17 protein-coding genes are annotated in these 19035 nt (G+C 40.2%); 2 read left to right on the top strand and 15 right to left on the bottom strand.

The window, feature by feature from the left end:
• Nucleotides 1-206: 206 nt before the first annotated feature.
• Together ACFQ3J_RS04925 and ACFQ3J_RS04920 are read right to left on the bottom strand one after the other, a co-directional pair.
• Nucleotides 207-917, bottom strand: coding sequence for a hypothetical protein (locus ACFQ3J_RS04925; protein WP_260067519.1), 711 nt, complete (start codon nt 915-917; stop codon nt 207-209).
• A 62-nt stretch (nt 918-979) separates the two neighbouring features.
• Complete coding sequence (locus ACFQ3J_RS04920; protein ID WP_260067518.1) at nt 980-3466, bottom strand: hypothetical protein; 2487 nt, start codon at nt 3464-3466, stop codon at nt 980-982.
• 454 nt (nt 3467-3920) lie between these two features.
• On the opposite strand from ACFQ3J_RS04920, the gene ACFQ3J_RS04915 reads away from it, so the two are divergent.
• A complete protein-coding gene (locus ACFQ3J_RS04915) occupies nt 3921-4730 on the top strand; it encodes a hypothetical protein (protein WP_248551615.1) in 810 nt (269 codons plus the stop codon).
• A 690-nt stretch (nt 4731-5420) separates the two neighbouring features.
• On the opposite strand, the gene ACFQ3J_RS04910 is transcribed toward ACFQ3J_RS04915, so the two are convergent.
• The 11 genes from ACFQ3J_RS04910 to ACFQ3J_RS04860 all read right to left on the bottom strand — a co-directional run bounded on the left by ACFQ3J_RS04910 (nt 5421) and on the right by ACFQ3J_RS04860 (nt 15903).
• Entirely contained in the window at nt 5421-5717 is a 297-nt protein-coding gene (locus ACFQ3J_RS04910; protein WP_251581458.1) for a type II toxin-antitoxin system RelE/ParE family toxin, read from the bottom strand.
• Nucleotides 5705-5887: a hypothetical protein gene (locus ACFQ3J_RS04905; protein WP_091157000.1), complete on the bottom strand. Its 183-nt coding sequence runs from the start codon at nt 5885-5887 to the stop codon at nt 5705-5707. Before ACFQ3J_RS04905 ends, ACFQ3J_RS04910 begins: the two co-directional genes overlap by 13 nt.
• Nucleotides 5888-6180: 293 nt before the next feature.
• Complete coding sequence (locus ACFQ3J_RS04900; RefSeq protein WP_251581457.1) at nt 6181-6912, bottom strand: class I SAM-dependent methyltransferase; 732 nt, start codon at nt 6910-6912, stop codon at nt 6181-6183.
• A 213-nt stretch (nt 6913-7125) separates the two neighbouring features.
• Nucleotides 7126-7440 carry a hypothetical protein gene (locus ACFQ3J_RS04895; protein ID WP_379292285.1) on the bottom strand — a complete coding sequence of 105 codons (315 nt, stop codon included), beginning with the start codon at nt 7438-7440 and terminating at the stop codon, nt 7126-7128.
• A gap of 215 nt (nt 7441-7655) precedes the next feature.
• A complete protein-coding gene (locus tag ACFQ3J_RS04890) occupies nt 7656-8201 on the bottom strand; it encodes a 2'-5' RNA ligase family protein (RefSeq protein WP_251581455.1) in 546 nt (181 codons plus the stop codon).
• A gap of 879 nt (nt 8202-9080) precedes the next feature.
• Nucleotides 9081-11126 carry a bifunctional diguanylate cyclase/phosphodiesterase gene (locus ACFQ3J_RS04885; RefSeq protein WP_251581454.1) on the bottom strand — a complete coding sequence of 682 codons (2046 nt, stop codon included), beginning with the start codon at nt 11124-11126 and terminating at the stop codon, nt 9081-9083.
• A gap of 187 nt (nt 11127-11313) precedes the next feature.
• Nucleotides 11314-12159 carry a membrane protein insertase YidC gene (gene yidC / locus ACFQ3J_RS04880; RefSeq protein ID WP_251581453.1) on the bottom strand — a complete coding sequence of 282 codons (846 nt, stop codon included), beginning with the start codon at nt 12157-12159 and terminating at the stop codon, nt 11314-11316.
• A gap of 473 nt (nt 12160-12632) precedes the next feature.
• Nucleotides 12633-12821, bottom strand: coding sequence for a hypothetical protein (locus ACFQ3J_RS04875; RefSeq protein ID WP_251581451.1), 189 nt, complete (start codon nt 12819-12821; stop codon nt 12633-12635).
• 196 nt (nt 12822-13017) lie between these two features.
• Nucleotides 13018-13518 carry a CYTH domain-containing protein gene (locus tag ACFQ3J_RS04870; RefSeq protein ID WP_251581449.1) on the bottom strand — a complete coding sequence of 167 codons (501 nt, stop codon included), beginning with the start codon at nt 13516-13518 and terminating at the stop codon, nt 13018-13020.
• Nucleotides 13519-13585: 67 nt separating this feature from the next.
• A complete protein-coding gene (locus tag ACFQ3J_RS04865; RefSeq protein WP_311285844.1) occupies nt 13586-14248 on the bottom strand; it encodes an HD domain-containing protein in 663 nt (220 codons plus the stop codon).
• 47 nt (nt 14249-14295) lie between these two features.
• Nucleotides 14296-15903 carry a DUF4153 domain-containing protein gene (locus ACFQ3J_RS04860; protein WP_251581447.1) on the bottom strand — a complete coding sequence of 536 codons (1608 nt, stop codon included), beginning with the start codon at nt 15901-15903 and terminating at the stop codon, nt 14296-14298.
• Between the two features lie 116 nt (nt 15904-16019).
• Here ACFQ3J_RS04860 and ACFQ3J_RS04855 point away from each other — a divergent pair, with 116 nt between their 5' ends.
• Nucleotides 16020-17732, top strand: coding sequence for an ABC transporter substrate-binding protein (locus ACFQ3J_RS04855; protein WP_251581446.1), 1713 nt, complete (start codon nt 16020-16022; stop codon nt 17730-17732).
• 2 nt (nt 17733-17734) lie between these two features.
• On the opposite strand, the gene ACFQ3J_RS04850 is transcribed toward ACFQ3J_RS04855, so the two are convergent.
• Both ACFQ3J_RS04850 and ACFQ3J_RS04845 read right to left on the bottom strand, forming a co-directional pair.
• On the bottom strand, nt 17735-18148 hold the full coding sequence (locus ACFQ3J_RS04850) for an EamA family transporter (protein ID WP_251581445.1): 414 nt from the start codon (nt 18146-18148) through the stop codon (nt 17735-17737).
• A gap of 37 nt (nt 18149-18185) precedes the next feature.
• Entirely contained in the window at nt 18186-19034 is an 849-nt protein-coding gene (locus ACFQ3J_RS04845; RefSeq protein WP_251581444.1) for an AraC family transcriptional regulator, read from the bottom strand.
• Nucleotide 19035: the final 1 nt, after the last annotated feature.

Below are 19035 nucleotides of genomic sequence, written 5' to 3'. Positions count from 1 at the left end.
ATAGAGCTTGGTGCTGCGACAATTTATTAATGGGCAATTTAATTGAATTGAGGTTAGAACTAAATTTAGGTTAAGTCTACATTTTCAGCAGCTTTAGCTAAGGGTTAATGAGGGTTCACTTGCCATTGCAAGTGATTGATGATCATAGCCAAGAAAGTGAAAGACCACCTATCAAAGGTGGCCTTTCATATAACAACTCATATGACTTAATGGGTTCGCTTTAAATTTTCAATATAATCCATAATCCGAGCATGTTTAACGAATGGCGGAATAATCGGCTTATCATCAGGAGTAATAGCGTAAGTAAGCCAGTCATCTTCTTCTAATTCCCATGCATTTTTTATTTTAATATGTTTTTTCAGGATATGATAGTCAAATAACAATTCTGGCCTCTGGTTCTTGGGATTTATATAAGCAGGAAGTATAATGTATTTCCATGTTGACTCTACCTTTTTTAGGGCACTTTCGAAATTTCTAAGATTAAAATCATTGTCAACATCCATTGTATGAAACCTTGAAAGAACAGTAATCAATCCAGCTTTTTGCGAATCTAATGAGTTCTCAAGATTTGCGGTTAATATCGCCTTATAAAAGAAGGGATTTTTATTATCAATTCCTTTTATTATTCCAACTCGTATTTTATCATTTTCATCAGCCTTACCCACTAAGGTATGCCATTGTTTGAAAATCGAAATAGCTGCTTCTTTATTATTAAATGCTAAAGCTAATAAAGGAGGCCCATTATCATTAGTCCAACCAAAGAAAATTCCTTTCCACTGTGCCCTGTTCCATAATGGTATATTTATTATTTTTGTAATTTCAATGTCTTTTTGACTTACTGATTCAGTATCAAACTTCTCCTTATTATCCGACTTTCCACGGTTTATTTTTTTCTTATCTGTCTGGCCTACATCCAACTTATCTAACTGAAATCTAATTGTGCTATCTCGTATTAACGGATAATTATTCCCCTCAGGATTTAGCCATTTATTAAAGAGAGCATATTCTTACCGAATAAATCAGCAATGATAAAAATACTGCTTGTAAAATTCAATGATCTTTCGAAAGCTTGATCCTCAATTATCAGTTTTTCAAGCTGCTCTGTATTTCTAAACATTATTATTTGAGCAATAAATGCCGCAAAGAAATTAAGAATAAACTGTTTAGTTTGTTGCTGCGCTTCAAAAAATTCTTCCTCACCAAAATCAGAGCAAGTAATAGTGAATATAGGTTCAATATCACTGGGTTCATTTTTGAAGTCAAGATGGTATTTTACCGACTCAACATATTTAACTTTAATCGTTGCTCGGGGAATCATCCCTACCAATCCATCTAAAATAGCCGTTGCAAGGAAGCTTTCGATTGCAGCTAATATACTTTCGGCTAATTCGATGCATGGAAATTTGGCATCTGATTCAATATTAATCAGACATCCCATTATTTTTGAAGAAAAATACTGGGTGCCATCGATAACAAATATCGGTATATCCGGTATTTGCTCTTTTGCTGGTTGGTTATACCATTGCTGCATAAATTCTTCTATAGACTTTTTATCATCGTTGTAAGATTTCTGAATCTCTTCATCTATATAGCCTAGTGCATATTTCAATCCAATGGCAGCCATATGAAGACCTTCATGATCTAATACATCTGGTAATGATGCAAGTGAGTGGAGATCCTCAAAAGATGTTCTTAAAAGAAGCATTCCCAATATTGCATCGTATAAGTTGATATCATCGATTTCGTTTAGTCTCGTTGCATCGTAACCACTTGATATTAGGAGACCTTTTACCAGTCGATCTAACTTATACCATTCTAGCGAATGAGGAATTCTCCCATGCCGAAGTTCAATCATCTTTAGTTCGGTAGAACAACCAACTAATAAGGGACTGACATTTCCAAACTTCATGTAATCAATAAAGGCGATAAAGAAAGCATTAAGGTAATAACCACGTCCCGCCCACAATAAGCCAGCTTTTTCACAAGCGTGAGCCATTAAAGTCATTGCCAACAAGTACTCATTTTTACTCTCATCTTTATATAATTTTTGGAGGGCACGACCAATATAACGTATAGCGCTATATGGTTTTGATTCAATTAGTTGCTCTCCTCGTTTTAAGAGTAATTTTGCAGAAACTAATTCTTGTTTTCTGCTGCTTGAAGCTGAAATTATTGTATCAAATAAGGAATCATATTGGGGACTATCCTTTAAATTTGGGCTAACATTCATAATCAATTCAGAAAGTGTATCAAGGCTAAAATCAAGAACCCCATCACAATCATTAATGATCTGCGTTAGTTCATCAACTAACTCATCGACATTATCCCCAAGCATTAATTTTACAAAGACAAAGTTAGCCCTAGCTTCCAAAGCAGCATTAGGGCGTGTCTTATTGTCAATAAATCTTCTGTATTCTTCTATCAACGTTTTAGTGTGTACTTCAAACTTGCTTACTTCAAACTTGCCTCCAGTTATAGTATATAGATTCATCCATAGATTTGTTAATCGTTCAAGGTCAAAGAAATTATTACCATCAAGAATAATAGTTTCATATATACAATACTTTTCATAGAACAGATCGAACTTTTCATACCACCAATACAAAGTCCATGCCCATTGATAAGCACATTCTTTTTGCTGAATGATCGTTCCGTATTTATCTGAAAGCGCAATAGCTCTCTCAAAACGTCCCTTTGTAATATCAAACGACAGTTCTAGTTCCCTACTTAATATTGCTGCTTGTGTTGCATTCTCTACAAGAGCAATACTGTTTATTCCTTCAACGATGTATTGACTTATCTCTTTTTCTATTTTCTCCAACTCTGACTGACGTTTATAATCTAATGGGCCTACTTTCCGTTCATCAGCAAATGAATCTGAAAGCCCAAAAGACTCAACCGCTATTTGTTCACGATGGTTTGAAAACAGTTTATCCAATATCCATGATCTATCAAGCACTCTAGTTTCAATATTATATTGATTGGATAATTCGTCTTCTATAGCTGCTCGTTTCTTATCAGGAATATATTGATTGCTTATAAAAAAGATTTTTTTGTATTCTCTGGATGTGGAAACGATATTCTTAACATCTGATTTGATTTTGGATCTCCAGTCCCTTTTTGCACTTATCGCAAAAGCCCATCTTTCGGAAGATGCTTCTCTTCCTATACCACTAAACCATGATAAAGATAAATCATCGGATACCGGATATGTTTCCGAATCCACCTTACTATCTCCTCCTCCGGTTGGTCCAGTCTGAGGTAGAAGGTTTGGACATATTTCATGTTCTGCCATGCGTCTGCAGAATACCTCAAAATTCTTTTCTTGTCCTCTGCTTGTTAAGCTATCAAGATAAAAGTCAAATATTTCTCTATTTAAATTTGCTTTACGGATAATTGTAGAGTCGGAGTATTTTTCAGGTCTTTTAGCTTTTAAAAGCTCATATGGGGATATGGATTTTTTCATTACATCGCTCACCTCCAAACATTTTCTTTTCTCTTGCACATTATTTCTTTATTTTGGACTTCATTGAAATTTAATCTCTGGAAACTTTTCATCATAAGGGAAGTCGGGATCAAAAACTTCATCTGCTCTTGCTTTAATAACTTTTTTATTTCAGTAGAGAAGTAACCTAAATACACCATTCCATAAATTTTAACACGGCGAATCACAATTGGAAATATCAAACAAAAAGGAGGCGCAGAACCAAACCTGATCTGCTACCTCCTTATGCTCAATTTATACCATTTCTCCTACCTGCGGCAGGTGTCTTACTATGATTTCGCGAATACTTCGGATATGGAATTTTGTGAAGTACTTAACTAAAGCGTATTTGAAATATGAAGATAGCGAGGTAAATATGAAAAAATTCAAAGAATCTTACCCAGACCATATGTCGTATGATAACGAGACATACATAATGAATGAAGTACCTAATAAGCTGTTAACAAGCATGCCCAGTATCTTGATAAAGGGAGCTCGTTTGAAAATTGACTCTTACTCAGGACCGGGAAGACTTGTTAATGATTCAGTAATGGAAGTAATAGTGAATAAAATTGCAGAATATTCTTACGTTGAAAGAACAAAAAACTGGGGCTGGGATTATCTAATACGCGATCTTGAGAGAAATATTGATTCGCTCGGAGAAGTACCATTTGCAAGATTTATGGATGCAGTTAGTGATATCACGTTTAATTTTCTTGAAGCCTTTATAGTTGATGATCTTAACGAGATATTCGAATTTGTTAATTTCGGATATAGATTAAGTGACAATTTGGAAGAACCTTGGATATGTATCAATCACAATACTACAAAAACTATTGAAATTGAAAGTGTAGCAGAATTAACAAGAAAGCTGTGTAAGCAAACAGCTGATCATATAGAACAAGCAAAAGAACAATTAAAAAGATCTGAAAATCCAAGGGCAAGAAAAGATGCTATTAGAGACTGTTTATCAGCAATGGAAGCACTTATGAAGCGGATAACAGATACAAAAGATGTAAGTGGAGCCAATAATCATATGGTAAACAACCGTGAAGTATGGGGACCCAAAGTGATAGTGACAGAAGGTCATAAGCTATGGAAGTTATTTCATGAAGACTACACAGATATTAGACATGGTGATTTCGATATAAGTTCTATTACACTGGATGAATCAAGGTACTTTATTGATAGGATTTTATCTTATGTTATATACATTTCAAAAATTGCTTTGAAAGAACTAAACTAAGTTTTTCGAAGTAGTAGAGTCGGGCAGAAAATCTTGCAGGGCAAGATGGCGAAGCCATCAGGCAATTAAATTGTCTCAGTCTTTCGGATTCGTGAAGATACAACGTTATCAGGTATACTCGCGGGCACAAAAATACTTTGAATTTGAAATTTATTGAACTAACGTTCCGCTAACGAGTAACGTTAGTTCAATAACAACAGCGGCAGTCTAAGATTTTATTTTTCAAGTCTTGGTCTACCGCTGTTTGATTTTTCCAGTCTCAAACTTACAATTTGAAGACTAACGATTTTCAATCTCATCACCCTCAGTTTATAGCTTTATTTTCATATGACATTAATATACCGCTTCAATTCCACACCTTTGAAAGACTCATTGATACAAGATATATTGTAATTATCAGCTTCGTATATCTCGAAAAAAACAGATGCGTATATCTCGTTTTTCGCTTATCTTTTCAGCGCCTGGTTCGTATATCTTAGCTGAGAAAATTCAAGTTATGCGAAGTCAAAGCGACAAAAGCGAAGTGGGAAAAGTGGAGAACGCCTTGCGGGGAAAGGGATTCGGGCATTTCTGAAGGGGCAAAAAAAGGTTCGTATAATATGTTGTTATACGAAGCATACTTGAATTAGCCAACCCTCTATTCATTCGATAAAAAAGACATCATGAAGTACAAACTAATAAATCATGATGTCACTTATATTCTTGTTTAATTAATCGTCTTGATTGGTGTAAAAAAGTAACCAATTCGATATTGGTTTCTGTAATTCTATGAATAATTCGATAACTCTTATAAATCTTTTCTCTTACTTCGTCTCTATTTAATTCAGGTACTAGTCGTCCCTTATAAGGAAAATCAATTATTGTACTCGTTTCATAAATCAATTCATTAACAAACTCTCTGGCTTGTTCAATTGAATTTTGTTTAATGTACTCATAAATGATTTCAAGATCTTTTAATGACCTTGGTGACCATACTAATTCAGCCATGATTTTATTTTCTCCATTACTTCTGTATGAGATATCCCTCGCCCTGCATCTAATTCATTGATTCCCTCTTCAATTCTTGCTCGGGCATATAGTTTATATAAGATGTCTTCAACTGTTACATTATCAGGAAGATCTTGAATCAATTTAATTACTTCGTCCTTTACACTCACGTTAGATCACCTCTCTAGATCTTAATGCCTTTCCTTATTATAATACACAAATCATTTCGTTGTTAGACGCTTATTGATCTTATGCCCTACTTCATGTTTCGCATAACGTTCCCGTGTTCACGACGTCCCTTACCCTTAGATAGCTCTTATCTTAGGGTGAGGGATGTGTCCGACTAATTATCTTCCATGCAACTGAAATACTTCTAACGAATCCACTCCTTAAAACTTCGGTCGGACCAAGGGCTTTAGCCCGCAGCGTGAAAATTTTGTTAGATGATGTTACATTGATTTACCTACATAATTCTTTTTGCCTTAATTAATATAAAAGATGGTCTCTTTCTTTCATTTATTAATTTGGGCATCTTCTCAAGACCCTCTGGAATTGATTCAGGTTCAACAATTTCTTGAACAACTAGCCCATTTTGTATCAATACATTAAGTAAAGTTGAGAGTTTTCTGTGGTATTTTATTACTCCATCGATTCCCCAAAACTCTGTTCTGAGTCCTTCTTCTCCATAATTATCAATAGGCCAATGAAGTATATTGTTATCGGAATCTTTAATCCATCCTTCTTTACTCTTATTTGACAATACAATAGGATGCTCTGTAGAAAACACCAAGTAGCCATTTGGTTTAATCCATTTTGCAATCCTACTAATTAATAAATTATAATCTTCAATATAATGAAAGGCTAATGAACTGACTACCAAATCAAATTCATTATTATTGAAATCAATTTCTTCCATGGAACTATGAAGATAATGAATTTTAGATCGTTTTCTTGCCATATCTAACATCTTCTCTGAAATATCTACACCTGTAACATGAGTTGCTCCGTTATCGATAATATAATTTGCCTGTTCACCAAAGCCGCATCCCAAATCTAGTACTTGTAAATCCTTAAGGACTGGTAATAATTTTCTTATTGCAGGTTGTTCAATAAAGTCATTGTATGTGATTCTCGTTTCTCTTAAGTTCTTATACATCTTAAAGAACTCTGGGTTGTCATAAAGATTCTGCTTCATGTTATACCTCCACAATTATCTTCGTAATTTCATCTAACGTTCGTGTATTCACGACGATGCGGTTAGGTGGGGGGATGTGTCCGGCCGATTCCGCTTCCTGCTACTGAAAATCCTTCTTAGAGTTCACTTCTAACTTCTTGCCGGACCGAGGGCCGAATGGACCGAAGCGTGAATATGGTGTTATAAGATGTGGGGGCCATCTCGAATATACTTTCAAATGTTTTTCTTGTTCATTAATTCATCATCAAATATCCTTTTTGGAGATAAAGAATTAAATGTTGTAATGATTCTGTGAATCTGGTCTTTACTTAGATCTATATCAATATGTTTAAAAGTTGAGTTAATAAGAACAACTTTACTCATTCTAATACTATCAATATCCTGTTCTTCTATCTTCTGGTGCAAAGATAGTTGTTCCATAAATTTCTCTTCTGAATCGTCTGTTAAAAACGAGTAAAGAACAACAGCAGTAAATATCAAGAATACAGCAAGCAAACCTATTATTGCTTTGTTATTGATTGTATTCATCACTTGCCCCCATTTCTTATAACGTTCCTGTATTCACGAACCCTCACTGGCTTAAGGGGCGCATGCCCCGGGTCCGACGGACTTAGCCAGTGCAGGGTTGTACGGCTACTCCAACTTCCCCGAAATCCCTCTGCCGGACCGAGGGCCGAATGGCCCGATGCGTGAATATGGTGTTAGATGGAGTCATTGCCTTCACCGATTATCCTATAAAGATCTTATATAAGTACCTTACTAATTACTGTTTCAATAATTCTTTTATAGTTCTGATGTATTATTTTGATAAGTGATATTTCTTGAACTTCAGTTCGTATACTCTCTAATCTTTTTGTACTGAATTGTAAAGCTTCTAATAGTTTTTGATCGTCTAAGCGATTTGCAATTGTACAATGGGGTATCCATCTTTCAGGGTGATACATCAAATTGGAAAAAGCACTGTATTTCTTGAAGTGGTTATGATAATTGGAGTGAAAATCTATAAGTTCCTTTGTTGGATTCGGAGATAAAAACAAAGCTCCGCTGTTTATAAATGTTCCTAACGTGCTATAGCTGAGACACATCTTTGGAGCCGACTCATAATAACAATCAAACAATTCCTTATACTCAGATTCCTCTAGATCTGAATAATCTGCTAGTGTTATATGCGGTTTTCTATTCTCAATCTCATAGGCATAACTAGATATACCACTATCACTCAATTCCTTCCAAAGCGTTTTAATTATTTTTTCCGTTTTTGAATCAAAATGAAGTACTACCCCATACAAAATTAAATCACCACTTTCTACTATATATGTCTAACAAACACTAATAGTATTTTTTTACATTCTGCAATGATTTCATCTAACTTCTTTATCTCTGAACTTCGTAAATATCCTCTCGCAACCAATATCTGCGAACCTCAAACAGACAGATTAGCTATTCAACAACACACCACCCAGAGTCTACTCATCAGATACAAGAATGCATGGTGTCTAACTTCCTAATTATACCACGATTACCTAAATCCAATAGCCTATCATTTCCCTTTCTCAAAATGCAGCTTAACATTAACTTCTGATCCAGAATTAAGCTTATTTCAGCCATACGGGAATGAGAGCACAGAAGTAGAACATAATCCAATCTGGCTTCCATACATCGTGCAGAAGTAATGCCAACGCTCCGCTCAACAACAGATAATACGTAATTTATTTTGTACAGCCAAAATAACCTTCTCAGTCGGTCATGAAGCTTCAGCATGATAAATAAGAGCAAAAACATAAATATGGATAGTCGAATTATTAAAGCCATTATAAAATCTAAGAACCCACTGAAAGAAGTGAATTCCCGCTAAAATAAAGATCATACGGATCTATGGAGCTTAGAATGAACAGAACCATAATGACAGTAATTGAGCTTATCAGAACCCATAGCATGAATTTGCTGAATTATCTGTTGCTTCACTTTTGCAGAACTTATCACTTTTTGTGAATTCCTCAGCTGTTTCTCTGTTATTCATTACGCCCCCTCCTCCATCAGATGACGCATAAACCAGCTTGAAAGTTGTTTTACTAACATCCAAATGCCCATCATTCATATAAAAAAGACCACCATACTAGATGGCAGCCTGTCTATCACACAAATGAATGAAATCCTATACTCTTAGCTTAACTGCTAATCGTCTCTGGTACATTAAAATCTCTAACCCACTGCCCAATCCGCTCATTTTTCATCGGCTTTCCATAGTAATATCCTTGCATCACATAACAGCCGAGCTCAGTTAAGAACTCAATATGCTCCTCATTCTCTACGCCCTCCGCGATCACTTCTAGCTGGAGCTTCTCAGCCATCAATATAATGGCATGAACGATAGCGCGCTTACTAGGCGTGTCCAGATCATATGTAAACAACCGATCCAGCTTCAGGGAGTCGAGCGGAAGTCGATCCAGTAAACCTATCGAGGAGTATCCTGTTCCAAAGTCGTCCATGGAAACACGAACGCCTGAATTGCGAATCTTATGCAGCTGCTGAATGATGTCATTGATATTGTGAAAAACCATAGATTCGGTAATTTCAAGCTCCAGCATTTCAGGCTCAAGTCCTGTCTCCTCCAATACCCATGGGATTAACTCGGTTAGATTATCGGTCTGAAATAATCGAACCGATAAGTTTACGGAGATTGGCTGATGAATCCCTTGTGTCTGCCATTCCTTACACTGGCGGCACGCTTCTAACAGGACCCATTTGGTCATCGGAATCACTAGCCCTGTCTCTTCCGCAATCGGTATAAATTCAGCTGGAGATATCTGACCTAATCGTGGATGCTGCCACCTAATCAGAGCCTCAAATCCGACCAGACTATTCGTTCTCACATTACACTTCGGCTGGTACACCATATAGAACTGCTGCTGCTCAATCGCAAGCTGCAAATCTTTCTCCAGCTCCATCTTCCTTACTTCATTGACACCCAAATCCTCGGTGTAGATACAATACTGGTTCTTACCCAGCCCTTTGGCCTTGTACATGGCAGTATCCGCCGTTTTGAGCAGACTAGACCGCTCTGTATGCTGAATGGATCCAATGCTGATTCCAATACTGCCTGTCACATACAGCTCATTTCCTTCAATACGATGGACCTTCTTAATTTCTTTGATGACCCTCTCCGCATAGGCTTTAGCTTGTTGTAAGCTGCAATTCTTAATAATAAACAAGAACTCGTCTCCACCAATTCGATAAGCCTGCAGATCAACATCAACAAATTGTTGTAAGCGGGAGCCTACCTCCTGAATGAGCAAATCCCCAATATCATGGCCGAGTGTGTCATTGATCGCTTTGAACTGATCCAAATCCAGGAATAGCACCGCCAGCTCTTCATCTCCTGCATAAGTATCAAAGAATCGATTCATCTCATTACGATTAGGCAGCCCAGTAAGGCTATCCTCATAAGCCATTCTCTCAAGCACATGACGATCAAGAAATAAGGCCCCCCATGACACAAGTAAAATAACGAATGTAGCCACGGTCACTCCGTATAGCAAAAATAAATCCACGGAAGCAGCATGATCATCCATAGTCATATGAACATGTCCTCCATGGCTTAGATAGTCCTCATCGCCAGTAAATGTAGCAGCCTTCATTCCTGTGTAATGCATTCCGCAGACAGCAAAGCCCATCACGATGGAGGATATCCATTTCAGCCAGCTGACAGAAGCTTGATTTCGAAACTTCAAGAACAAGAACAGTGCTGCATAGGAAGCTGCATATGCAATAATCGCAGACAGGATCCAGAGCAAGGAATCATAGCTGATGTCCATCGGCATGATCATCGCTTCCATCCCTACATAATGCATCGTAATTATGCCGCTGCCCATGAAGAATCCGCCAAATGCGATTTTCAACCGGCTGACATTCTTGGGCTTAGTGATGTAAAACGCAACAAAGGATGAAAGGACACTCGCCACCATGGAGAGCCCCGTAAGCCATACATCATATTCCACTATCGTATGTACATGAAAAGCCAGCATGCCAACAAAATGCATAGACCATATTCCAGCTCCCATCACAAGGGCTCCGGCAAATAACCAGAAGAGCTGCATTTTACCTTTAGAATTCGATATTTTAGACGTAATACTAAGTGCAGAATAAGACGCAAGAATTGCAATAATAACGGAGAGCACTACTATATAGTAGTTGTAATCCCCATGAATGATCATTTTTTCACTCCTAATGTTCTCTGAAATGTTTCACTCTGAGCTGTTGAGCAGACTCTATATTATATCGACAGAATGAGAGATTCCCTTTAAGCAATTCATTATTTTGATCGGTGACAAGATGAGCAGCATCCAGACCAAACAAATAGCCCTCCTACTTCTCAAAAGAAGTAAAAGGGCTCTATTCTAGTTAAGCAGGGTTCGTACCTTTGGTCTTGGCTGCTGAGGAAGGAGTGCTCTCCTCTTGAACAAGGTCCATCGGATACATCTTTTGGAACAGCATGGTTTGAAAAATAAGGAAGGTTCCTCCTGCCATCCAATATAGCGGAATCGCTGCAGGTGCGCTGATCGAGAAGAATGCCATCATAATTGGGGATATATAGCCCATTATGGCAAACTGCTTCCGCTGCTCAGCGGGCATGTTCTTCATCGAAATTCGAGTCTGCAGCAAGTAGATCGCAGCTACAATAATCGCCAGAATCACATCTGGCTCTCCGAGTGTAAACCACAAGAATGTATGGCTGCTCATTTCCGGCATAAGCCTTATGGCTGTATATACACCTGTCAGTATAGGCAGCTGAATGAGAATTGGCAGACAGCCGATATTGAGCGGGTTGAATTTATGCTTTTTGTAGAGCTCAAGCATCTCCTGCTGCATCTTCTGTGCACTTTCCGGATCCTTCTTGTTCTCGTACTTTTTCTTGAGCGCATCCAGCTCGGGCTGCATTCCCTTCATCACACGCTTCATGTTCTGCTGAGATTTCGTCTGTCTGAGCATGAGCGGGAACAGCAGCAAGCGGACAACGATAGTCAATATGATGATCGCAAGTCCGTAGCTTCCCTGAAACCATCCCGCCATATGTGATATCACATAAGAAATGGGAAACACAATGTAATGATTAAAGAAACCAGGCGTTGTGCTCGTAATCTCCGTTACATTCGTGCTGCACCCTGATAACAATAATGCGATGAGCACACTTGCGATGATGCCGTATAACCGTACCTTCCGTCTAGGGAATCCTTTTGATATGTCCATCTATATCCTCCTCGTTGATCGATCTTACGTGTAATCAACGAGGACAGGCATTCATCCGAATCATCTTCAGGTGAAATTTTTATTCTACGAATTAATCTGAGTATCGAGCGTACTGCCCGCTTTTTAAAGGTCAGGCTCTGTTGTGGAACGAATTCCGGCCATTCGGCTGTTCGCCGTATACCAAATTCCTCGAGTCTTCCCATCAGATGAAGCAGTGAGGCGCATGTTACGGCAAATACCAAGCCGGCTGATGCCAAATATGGAATCAAATGTTGCAGATCTTGAAGCTCAAACCATAGCAAAAGGATTCACCTCCTTTGAATATCTACCATTATACGCTTTTTGTACGCAGGATATAAGGGTTAGATTTCGGCAGCAAAAAAAGCATAAAGTCGCAAGCATACGCCTCCATGCTTTTGATTAGCTGCTGTTCAGCTTCTGTATAGTTACGTCGCTCATTTTTTTCCATTCAATCACACATGCATCATCCGCAAATAATGCGGTGTATCCTCCGCTGCTTCATCCTCCCTATTGTCAAGCAAACCCTGCTCTGTCCAACAATTCAGACAATCTTCTTCTGTAGCACATAATGCAGCATCCTCACAGGTATAACAGTGTTGTAAATACAAACGTGTCAATTGATCGGGCATGATGTCTTTCATTTGTCTCATCTCCTTCGGATCTCTTGAGTACAATGTAACATGAATGCTTCCGTTATATTGTGATTATTTTCACATATATTTTATCAGCAGCATTTATTTTCTTTCTCCCCGTAAACAGAGAAAAAGCCGGCTCGCGCCAGCTTCCATCTCCTTTAATTTCACTTATAATGACCTATACTGGCCTACACTTGCTCCATTACTTCGCTTGGTTCTGCAGGTCACTCCATACCTTCTTATTACTATACTCCTTGCTCGTACTAATATCTCGGCCAAACCATTCCGGTGCAATGAAGTTCTCTGCTTCCTCCAGGGTTAGGAACTCAACCTCCAGCACTGCCAGATGGATCTGATCATATTCATCGATTTCAATGACTTTGTTATTCCATGTCGCTGTCGTTCTCTTCTTAGTCAGAGGAATCGTCCCGTGTGCGTCCATGATCTGCTTGTACAGCCCTTCCGAGATGTTATATTCGACTTCCTCTCTCGCCAAGCCCCACCCTTTCTTGAAGGTATGCGTATACTCGACTTCATTCGTGCTCAGGTCGGTTATTTTCCGCGCTCTCAGCTCCTGATCCCCGTCTAAGGCCAAATACGTTTGTTCTATAAACTGCTCCTTCATAATCACGATATCTCCAGCTTGTATTAAGGCAATTGGATAGGCTGTGAGCATAAATTTGCGTTCGATCTCTACTCCCATTGTGATATAGCTCCTCTGTCTTCTAATCTATTTGCAACTGAAACAATTTCATAAATTAATTCAACTATTATACACTACCTTCCCATTCGTCAAAAAATTGCTCCAAGTACTGCTCCATGAAGGCATGTCTTTGTTCTGCCAGCTTCCGTCCCTCCTTGGTATTCATTAAATCCTTCAATTTCAGAAGCTTCTCATAAAAATGATTAATCGCGGTGCTCTCTTCATTCCGATATTGGTCCTTCGACATGACCTCTCTTGGCTTCACTTCTGGATCATAGATAAGATGGCCTTTTGCGCCAGCATACACAAACGCCCTGGCAATCGATATAGCCCCGACCGCGTCCAGCCTGTCCGCATCCTGCACAACCTTTCCTTCGATGGTGCGCATCGGCGGGTTATGACCACCGTTATAGGACATGCTGGAGATAATCTCCAGGATATGCTCCTGATCCGCAGTCCCTACCGTATGATCCTGCAGCCATTTCTCGACCTTGACCATTCCCGCTTCTTTGGATGGATTCAGCTTCTCATCGGCGATGTCATGCAGATACGCAGCGAGCATACAGACGAACATGTCTGCCTGCTCCGCGGCAGCTATTTTTTCTGCTGACCTTACGACCCGATGGATATGCCACCAGTCGTGACCTGTGGTCTCCTGCCCCAATTCATGCTTCACATATGTCTCAGCAGCTTTTAATATGTTCTGTTCAATTTCTGACAAATTCATCATCGGATGATATCCCCGCGATCTATATGGTGTAAGAGAAAGAACCGGCCTTACTCCTGCTCAAAATATTCTTTAAGTGCTTGGTGGGCACGATATTCGGCTAGATTAAAGGACCACCAAGCTTGTTCCCTCTCATTCAGTCTATTATAGTCTGCTCGAAGATCAATTTGAATCTCGGGATTTTCACGGCTGAATTCAATAAGCACAGGAACAGCATCCATAGAGAGTGAACTAAGAAAATAAGTATCCATCTTCTGATGGATGTGGTACCGCTCGATATTTTTCTCGGCGATATAAGTGTCCATCCCTGCATAGTTAATCGCAACATATGCCGCTAGTCCGAAGACAATATAGCACTTGGCCAAGGGAATCCGCTCAAAATGTATTCGAAGTCCAGCGATGACCATCAGTACAGCAAGAAGCAGCATGAATGCATGCACCAAGAACCTGAGATAAGTGAAACCATAAGCTTCTTCATACATTGTCAGTCTGGAGAAGGCCGAATACAAAATAATGATTGAACAAATCACGAGAATGTAGAGCATCCCTTTTTGGAACAAGCGTAGCCTGGATGACCCCCTATTCTCGGTGTACAGAAGGATCGTCATGAGAATTCCGAAATTGAGCAGCGCGACCAGCATCAGCTCAGCAAAGCCCCTTCTTGCATAATCGGCGTAAGTCATCCCTTCTGGCAGCGCACCTTCAAAGGCCCCAAACAAATAAGTGAACTGCAGGATAACGAATACCAGATAAACGACATTCACCATGGTCAGAACTGTTGATGCAATAATCGGATCGATTCGCAGGCGCAGGGTATCTGAATTGCTCTCATGGATTTTATCCTTAATAACCGTTGTTCCGGTATCCCATTCGAATTCACCTTTCGAGATATCGCCCTCATGAGCAGTACTTGTGTTCGTCTCTTTCCAATAAGCGATCTCCGAATCCATCTTTCTTGCGGACACAGGCTGAACAAAGCCATACACATAACCAAAGAAGAACAAAGTGAACAGGAAGATCCACATGAATCGAAAAAAGCCTTCACTATATGTAACCTCATCCAGCCACCTCGGAATACCGAACATTAGCCGCTCAAACATACCGTCAGCAGAAGATAGCAACGAGATGACAATAATGACGAGCGGTGCGGAAATGGCTAGACCGAACAATATTTTACGACTAACAGCTCTTGATCCTTCATTAACCCGCTTCGAGTAAGATGATGTAATGCTGGTAAAAGCGGTTGGGAAATGTCGAAGGTTCCTTGGGATCAAATGCAACAGCATATCTTTCATAATCCCCGCCTTCCACCAGGGCCGTGGCTTGTAACCCAGCAGCAGCGTCACATGATAGGCAACCAGGGTTGGTATGATGAGGATATTAAGCACATAAAATATCGGATTGTCAAACAATAAGTAGGTTATCGACAGCATGAAAATAACAGCAAACATAAAAATAGCAAATGGTGATAGTCCGTGCAGCCGATCCCCTGCAAATCCCAATATAAATCCATAGAACAGGAGGATAAATATAGGAATGGATAGTCCTGGCGCATGGGCGTAGAACAAATACTGGTGGATGATTGCCAGCATCACAGCACCGAGGAGTGTGTATAAGCTGCGAGCTGGTGATGTTATGACAGGTAAAATTAACTTCATTTGAACGTCCCCCAAAACTTTAGGTTTATAATCCTAATTTTAGGTGATAAAATATGAAAATAAATAGAAAATATAAATGTATATATTTCGTATTTTAATAAGGGGTTGAATGATGAGTGAAGCTTCATTCCCAATTTTTACGGCTGCATGGTTACTATGGAAGCGAGGCAAGCGTACAGATTACACTCGATGAGATGGCAGACACGCTGGAGTGCACACACCGCAATGCCCTGAATATTATTCGCAAAATGGAGGCAGAAGGCTGGATTGAGTGGCATTCACAGCGGGGACGCGGTAAGCGCTCTAAGCTTATTTTCCTGGTGGATCCAGAGGAAATTGCAGCCATCTCCATGATCAAGGCGATTGACCGCCACGAGATTAAGAAAGTCATGGATGATATTAAGGCGTATACGGATTCTGCGAAATTACCTGGACGGCTGCAGGGCTGGATGATGCAGTATTTTGGACACCACACCCAAATGAATGAGGATAAAGAAGAAATTGATATTCTCCGTCTGCCTTTGCGTCAGCAAATTCATACGATTGACCCGCTAGCGATGAATCTGCTGGCAGAGTCTTTTGTCGCAAGTCACGTCTATGATGGGCTTCTGACACGGAACGAGACGGGTGAGGTCATCCCTCATCTTGCTCATGATTATGATGTCAGTAAGGATCGAATGACGTGGGTATTCTATTTGCGTAAGGATGTATACTTTCATCATGGAAAAACACTGACTGCTGACGATATCGTGTACACCTTTGAACGATTAAATCAGCATAGAGAGCCTCTCTTATATAATTTTATCGTTAAGTCCATCGCATCGGTTACAGCACTCAGCAGCACCTGTGTTCGGTTTACGCTGACATCTCCGAACGAGCATTTTGTGCCTTTCTTATGTACAAGCAGAGCCGTGATCGTTCCCTCCGGCCTGGACGAAGCAGCAGAACATGACGAAGTTAGATTTAGCGGAACAGGCCCCTTCAAGGTTACCGAGCTCAATTCAAGTATGTGTATCCTTGTCGCGTTCTCTTCCTATTTTATCTCTCGTCCGCATTTGGATATTGTGGAGATTATCCAGATTCCCTGGTCACTGCCTGAACAGAATACGGAGGCACAGGACGGAGCTGACCCGCTCTTTCACGTGCTGCTTGGCAACAACCATGTTCAACAGAACCCGGGCAAGTTTAATTCACATACCTTGGTACGCAAGCTGCTTACCTGCAATACGAGAAAAGACGGACCGCTAAGAGATCCAGATGTACGTAAACATGTTTTTCAGTGTATAGCGTATGAAGATCAGATGTTATCCGCCCAAAATCCAGGCACTTCGAAGCCAGCTGCCGTTGATGGAACCTATCTTGTACTTATCACCATTCCCCAATATCGGCCGGACGCCATGGATATTGCCGAGCGGCTGGAGCAGTTTGGTTACAGCGTAAGAGTAAAGGTGTTTATGCCCGAGGATTTCAAAGGCTCTATTCGGATGGAGTCGGATCTGATTCTGTTCTCACTCCTTATGGACAGAGACGAGCCTCTCCGTCGTCATGACTTGTACTTAACCTTGTCATCCCATGTAGAGTCTTCTGTTGAAAAAAGCATATTACATGGCCTTGACCAGATATTATTAATACAGGACGCCGATAAGAGATTACGGATGCTGCAGCAGATGGAGCAACAATTGATCGAACAGGATCATCTGTACGTCATGTACGATCGTCCCTTTCAGACCTCATTCCTGCCCTCCGTCCGAGGGATTAAGCCCGGTTCTCAGGGATGGGTGGATTTGAGATACCTCTGGTTTCCACCTGCAGCGCAGCAGAATGAATAGGCTTAAATTAAATTCAGCAGCATTTCAAGTGATAATGGATACTTCCCCTGCTTGAAATGCTGCTGTTTTATCTTCGTTACAAAAATAGACGGAATAATGGCAAGCAGTAAAAAATAGGTCCAATCCGAAAGGTTATATTCAATCAAAGAATAACGATTAATCATGATATAGATGAGCATTACCGTACCACCAATAAAAAAGACAATAATACTGTAAGCATTTGCATCTACTTTGTTGCTCACTTTTTGGCCTGTGAGTAAGTATGCAGACACGAAAATGGTGCCGATTAACGATAATACATCTCCAAATAAGGCTTCTGATGAAACGCTGATGTCTCGCCATGCGATAAAGACGGAACCAAAGAGAGCAATGATCAGGCAACAAACCGTTAGTAGACGAACACGTTCCTTGAACAAAATATAGCTTAAATGCGATTAGACTCTGCTTAAGAGATCAATTCCTTCTGCCAAACAATCTCCGATACTCCGTTGGTGTGACACCTTCATGCTCCAGAAACTTGCGGTTGAAATAGCTGCTGCTCGGGTAACCCGCTTCCTCTGCAATGTCACCAATGGTACGCTCTTCCTGCACCAATAGTGCCTGCTTCGCATACTGGAGTCTGCATTGGGTCACGAAATCCATCGGCGTCATATTAATCGCTTTGCGAAACAATTTGCAGAAATAATGGACACTCACCCCGGCTTTGCCTGCCCACAATTCTAACTCAAATGGCTTAACCGCCTCCTGCTGAAGCTCAGGGAGTAAATCCATAATGCGCTGGATGGACCCTCCGGATCTGCTGCCATTGCCTGTACGCGGTACAGCCTGATGTACAAACTCCGTAACGACAGCATAGGTAAGCGTAGACAGCACCGTAGGATTCAGCATCTTGTTATTCTCCGCTTCGGTCAATAGCTCGAGATGCACTTTTTCCCATTCCGCCCCATTTCGTAAGGTCCATATTCGATGATGCTGAAATCCCCGATCCAGCATATATTCCGTCATATTGCTTCCATAGAAGTGAACCCACCGAATGTCCCAAGGCTCCTGCTCATTACTGAAATATCTTTGCTCCTGCAGCGGAAAGTACAAGAAGGCATCGCCCGCCCCGAGCTCCTGCAGAATGCCATCGATCTCAATGTAGCCTTTACCGGAAGCAATATAGTGAATATTAAAATTGTTTAATGCTCCCTTCTGTCTCGTCACCGTATGTTTGGGCATATCGCTGTACATCCCTACCGATTCTGGGTAACAAAAAAAACGGGGATTCTGAGTTGTCACCAGGTGACTTTGCCGCTGCATG

Source organism: Paenibacillus provencensis, assembly GCF_042678545.1.
Taxonomy (GTDB): domain Bacteria; phylum Bacillota; class Bacilli; order Paenibacillales; family Paenibacillaceae; genus Paenibacillus; species Paenibacillus provencensis.
This window is presented reverse-complemented; position numbering and strand designations above follow the sequence as displayed.

Coding starts and splice junctions, on each gene's coding strand:
- ACFQ3J_RS04920 (WP_260067518.1), bottom strand. CDS start 3,466: ATGAAAAAATCCATATCCCCATATGAGCTTTTAAAAGCTAAAAGACCT.
- ACFQ3J_RS04915 (WP_248551615.1), top strand. CDS start 3,921: ATGAATGAAGTACCTAATAAGCTGTTAACAAGCATGCCCAGTATCTTG.
- ACFQ3J_RS04910 (WP_251581458.1), bottom strand. CDS start 5,717: ATGGCTGAATTAGTATGGTCACCAAGGTCATTAAAAGATCTTGAAATC.
- ACFQ3J_RS04900 (WP_251581457.1), bottom strand. CDS start 6,912: ATGAAGCAGAATCTTTATGACAACCCAGAGTTCTTTAAGATGTATAAG.
- ACFQ3J_RS04895 (WP_379292285.1), bottom strand. CDS start 7,440: ATGAATACAATCAATAACAAAGCAATAATAGGTTTGCTTGCTGTATTC.
- ACFQ3J_RS04885 (WP_251581454.1), bottom strand. CDS start 11,126: ATGATCATTCATGGGGATTACAACTACTATATAGTAGTGCTCTCCGTT.
- yidC (WP_251581453.1), bottom strand. CDS start 12,159: ATGGACATATCAAAAGGATTCCCTAGACGGAAGGTACGGTTATACGGC.
- ACFQ3J_RS04875 (WP_251581451.1), bottom strand. CDS start 12,821: ATGAAAGACATCATGCCCGATCAATTGACACGTTTGTATTTACAACAC.
- ACFQ3J_RS04870 (WP_251581449.1), bottom strand. CDS start 13,518: ATGGGAGTAGAGATCGAACGCAAATTTATGCTCACAGCCTATCCAATT.
- ACFQ3J_RS04865 (WP_311285844.1), bottom strand. CDS start 14,248: ATGATGAATTTGTCAGAAATTGAACAGAACATATTAAAAGCTGCTGAG.
- ACFQ3J_RS04860 (WP_251581447.1), bottom strand. CDS start 15,903: ATGAAGTTAATTTTACCTGTCATAACATCACCAGCTCGCAGCTTATAC.
- ACFQ3J_RS04845 (WP_251581444.1), bottom strand. CDS start 19,034: ATGCAGCGGCAAAGTCACCTGGTGACAACTCAGAATCCCCGTTTTTTT.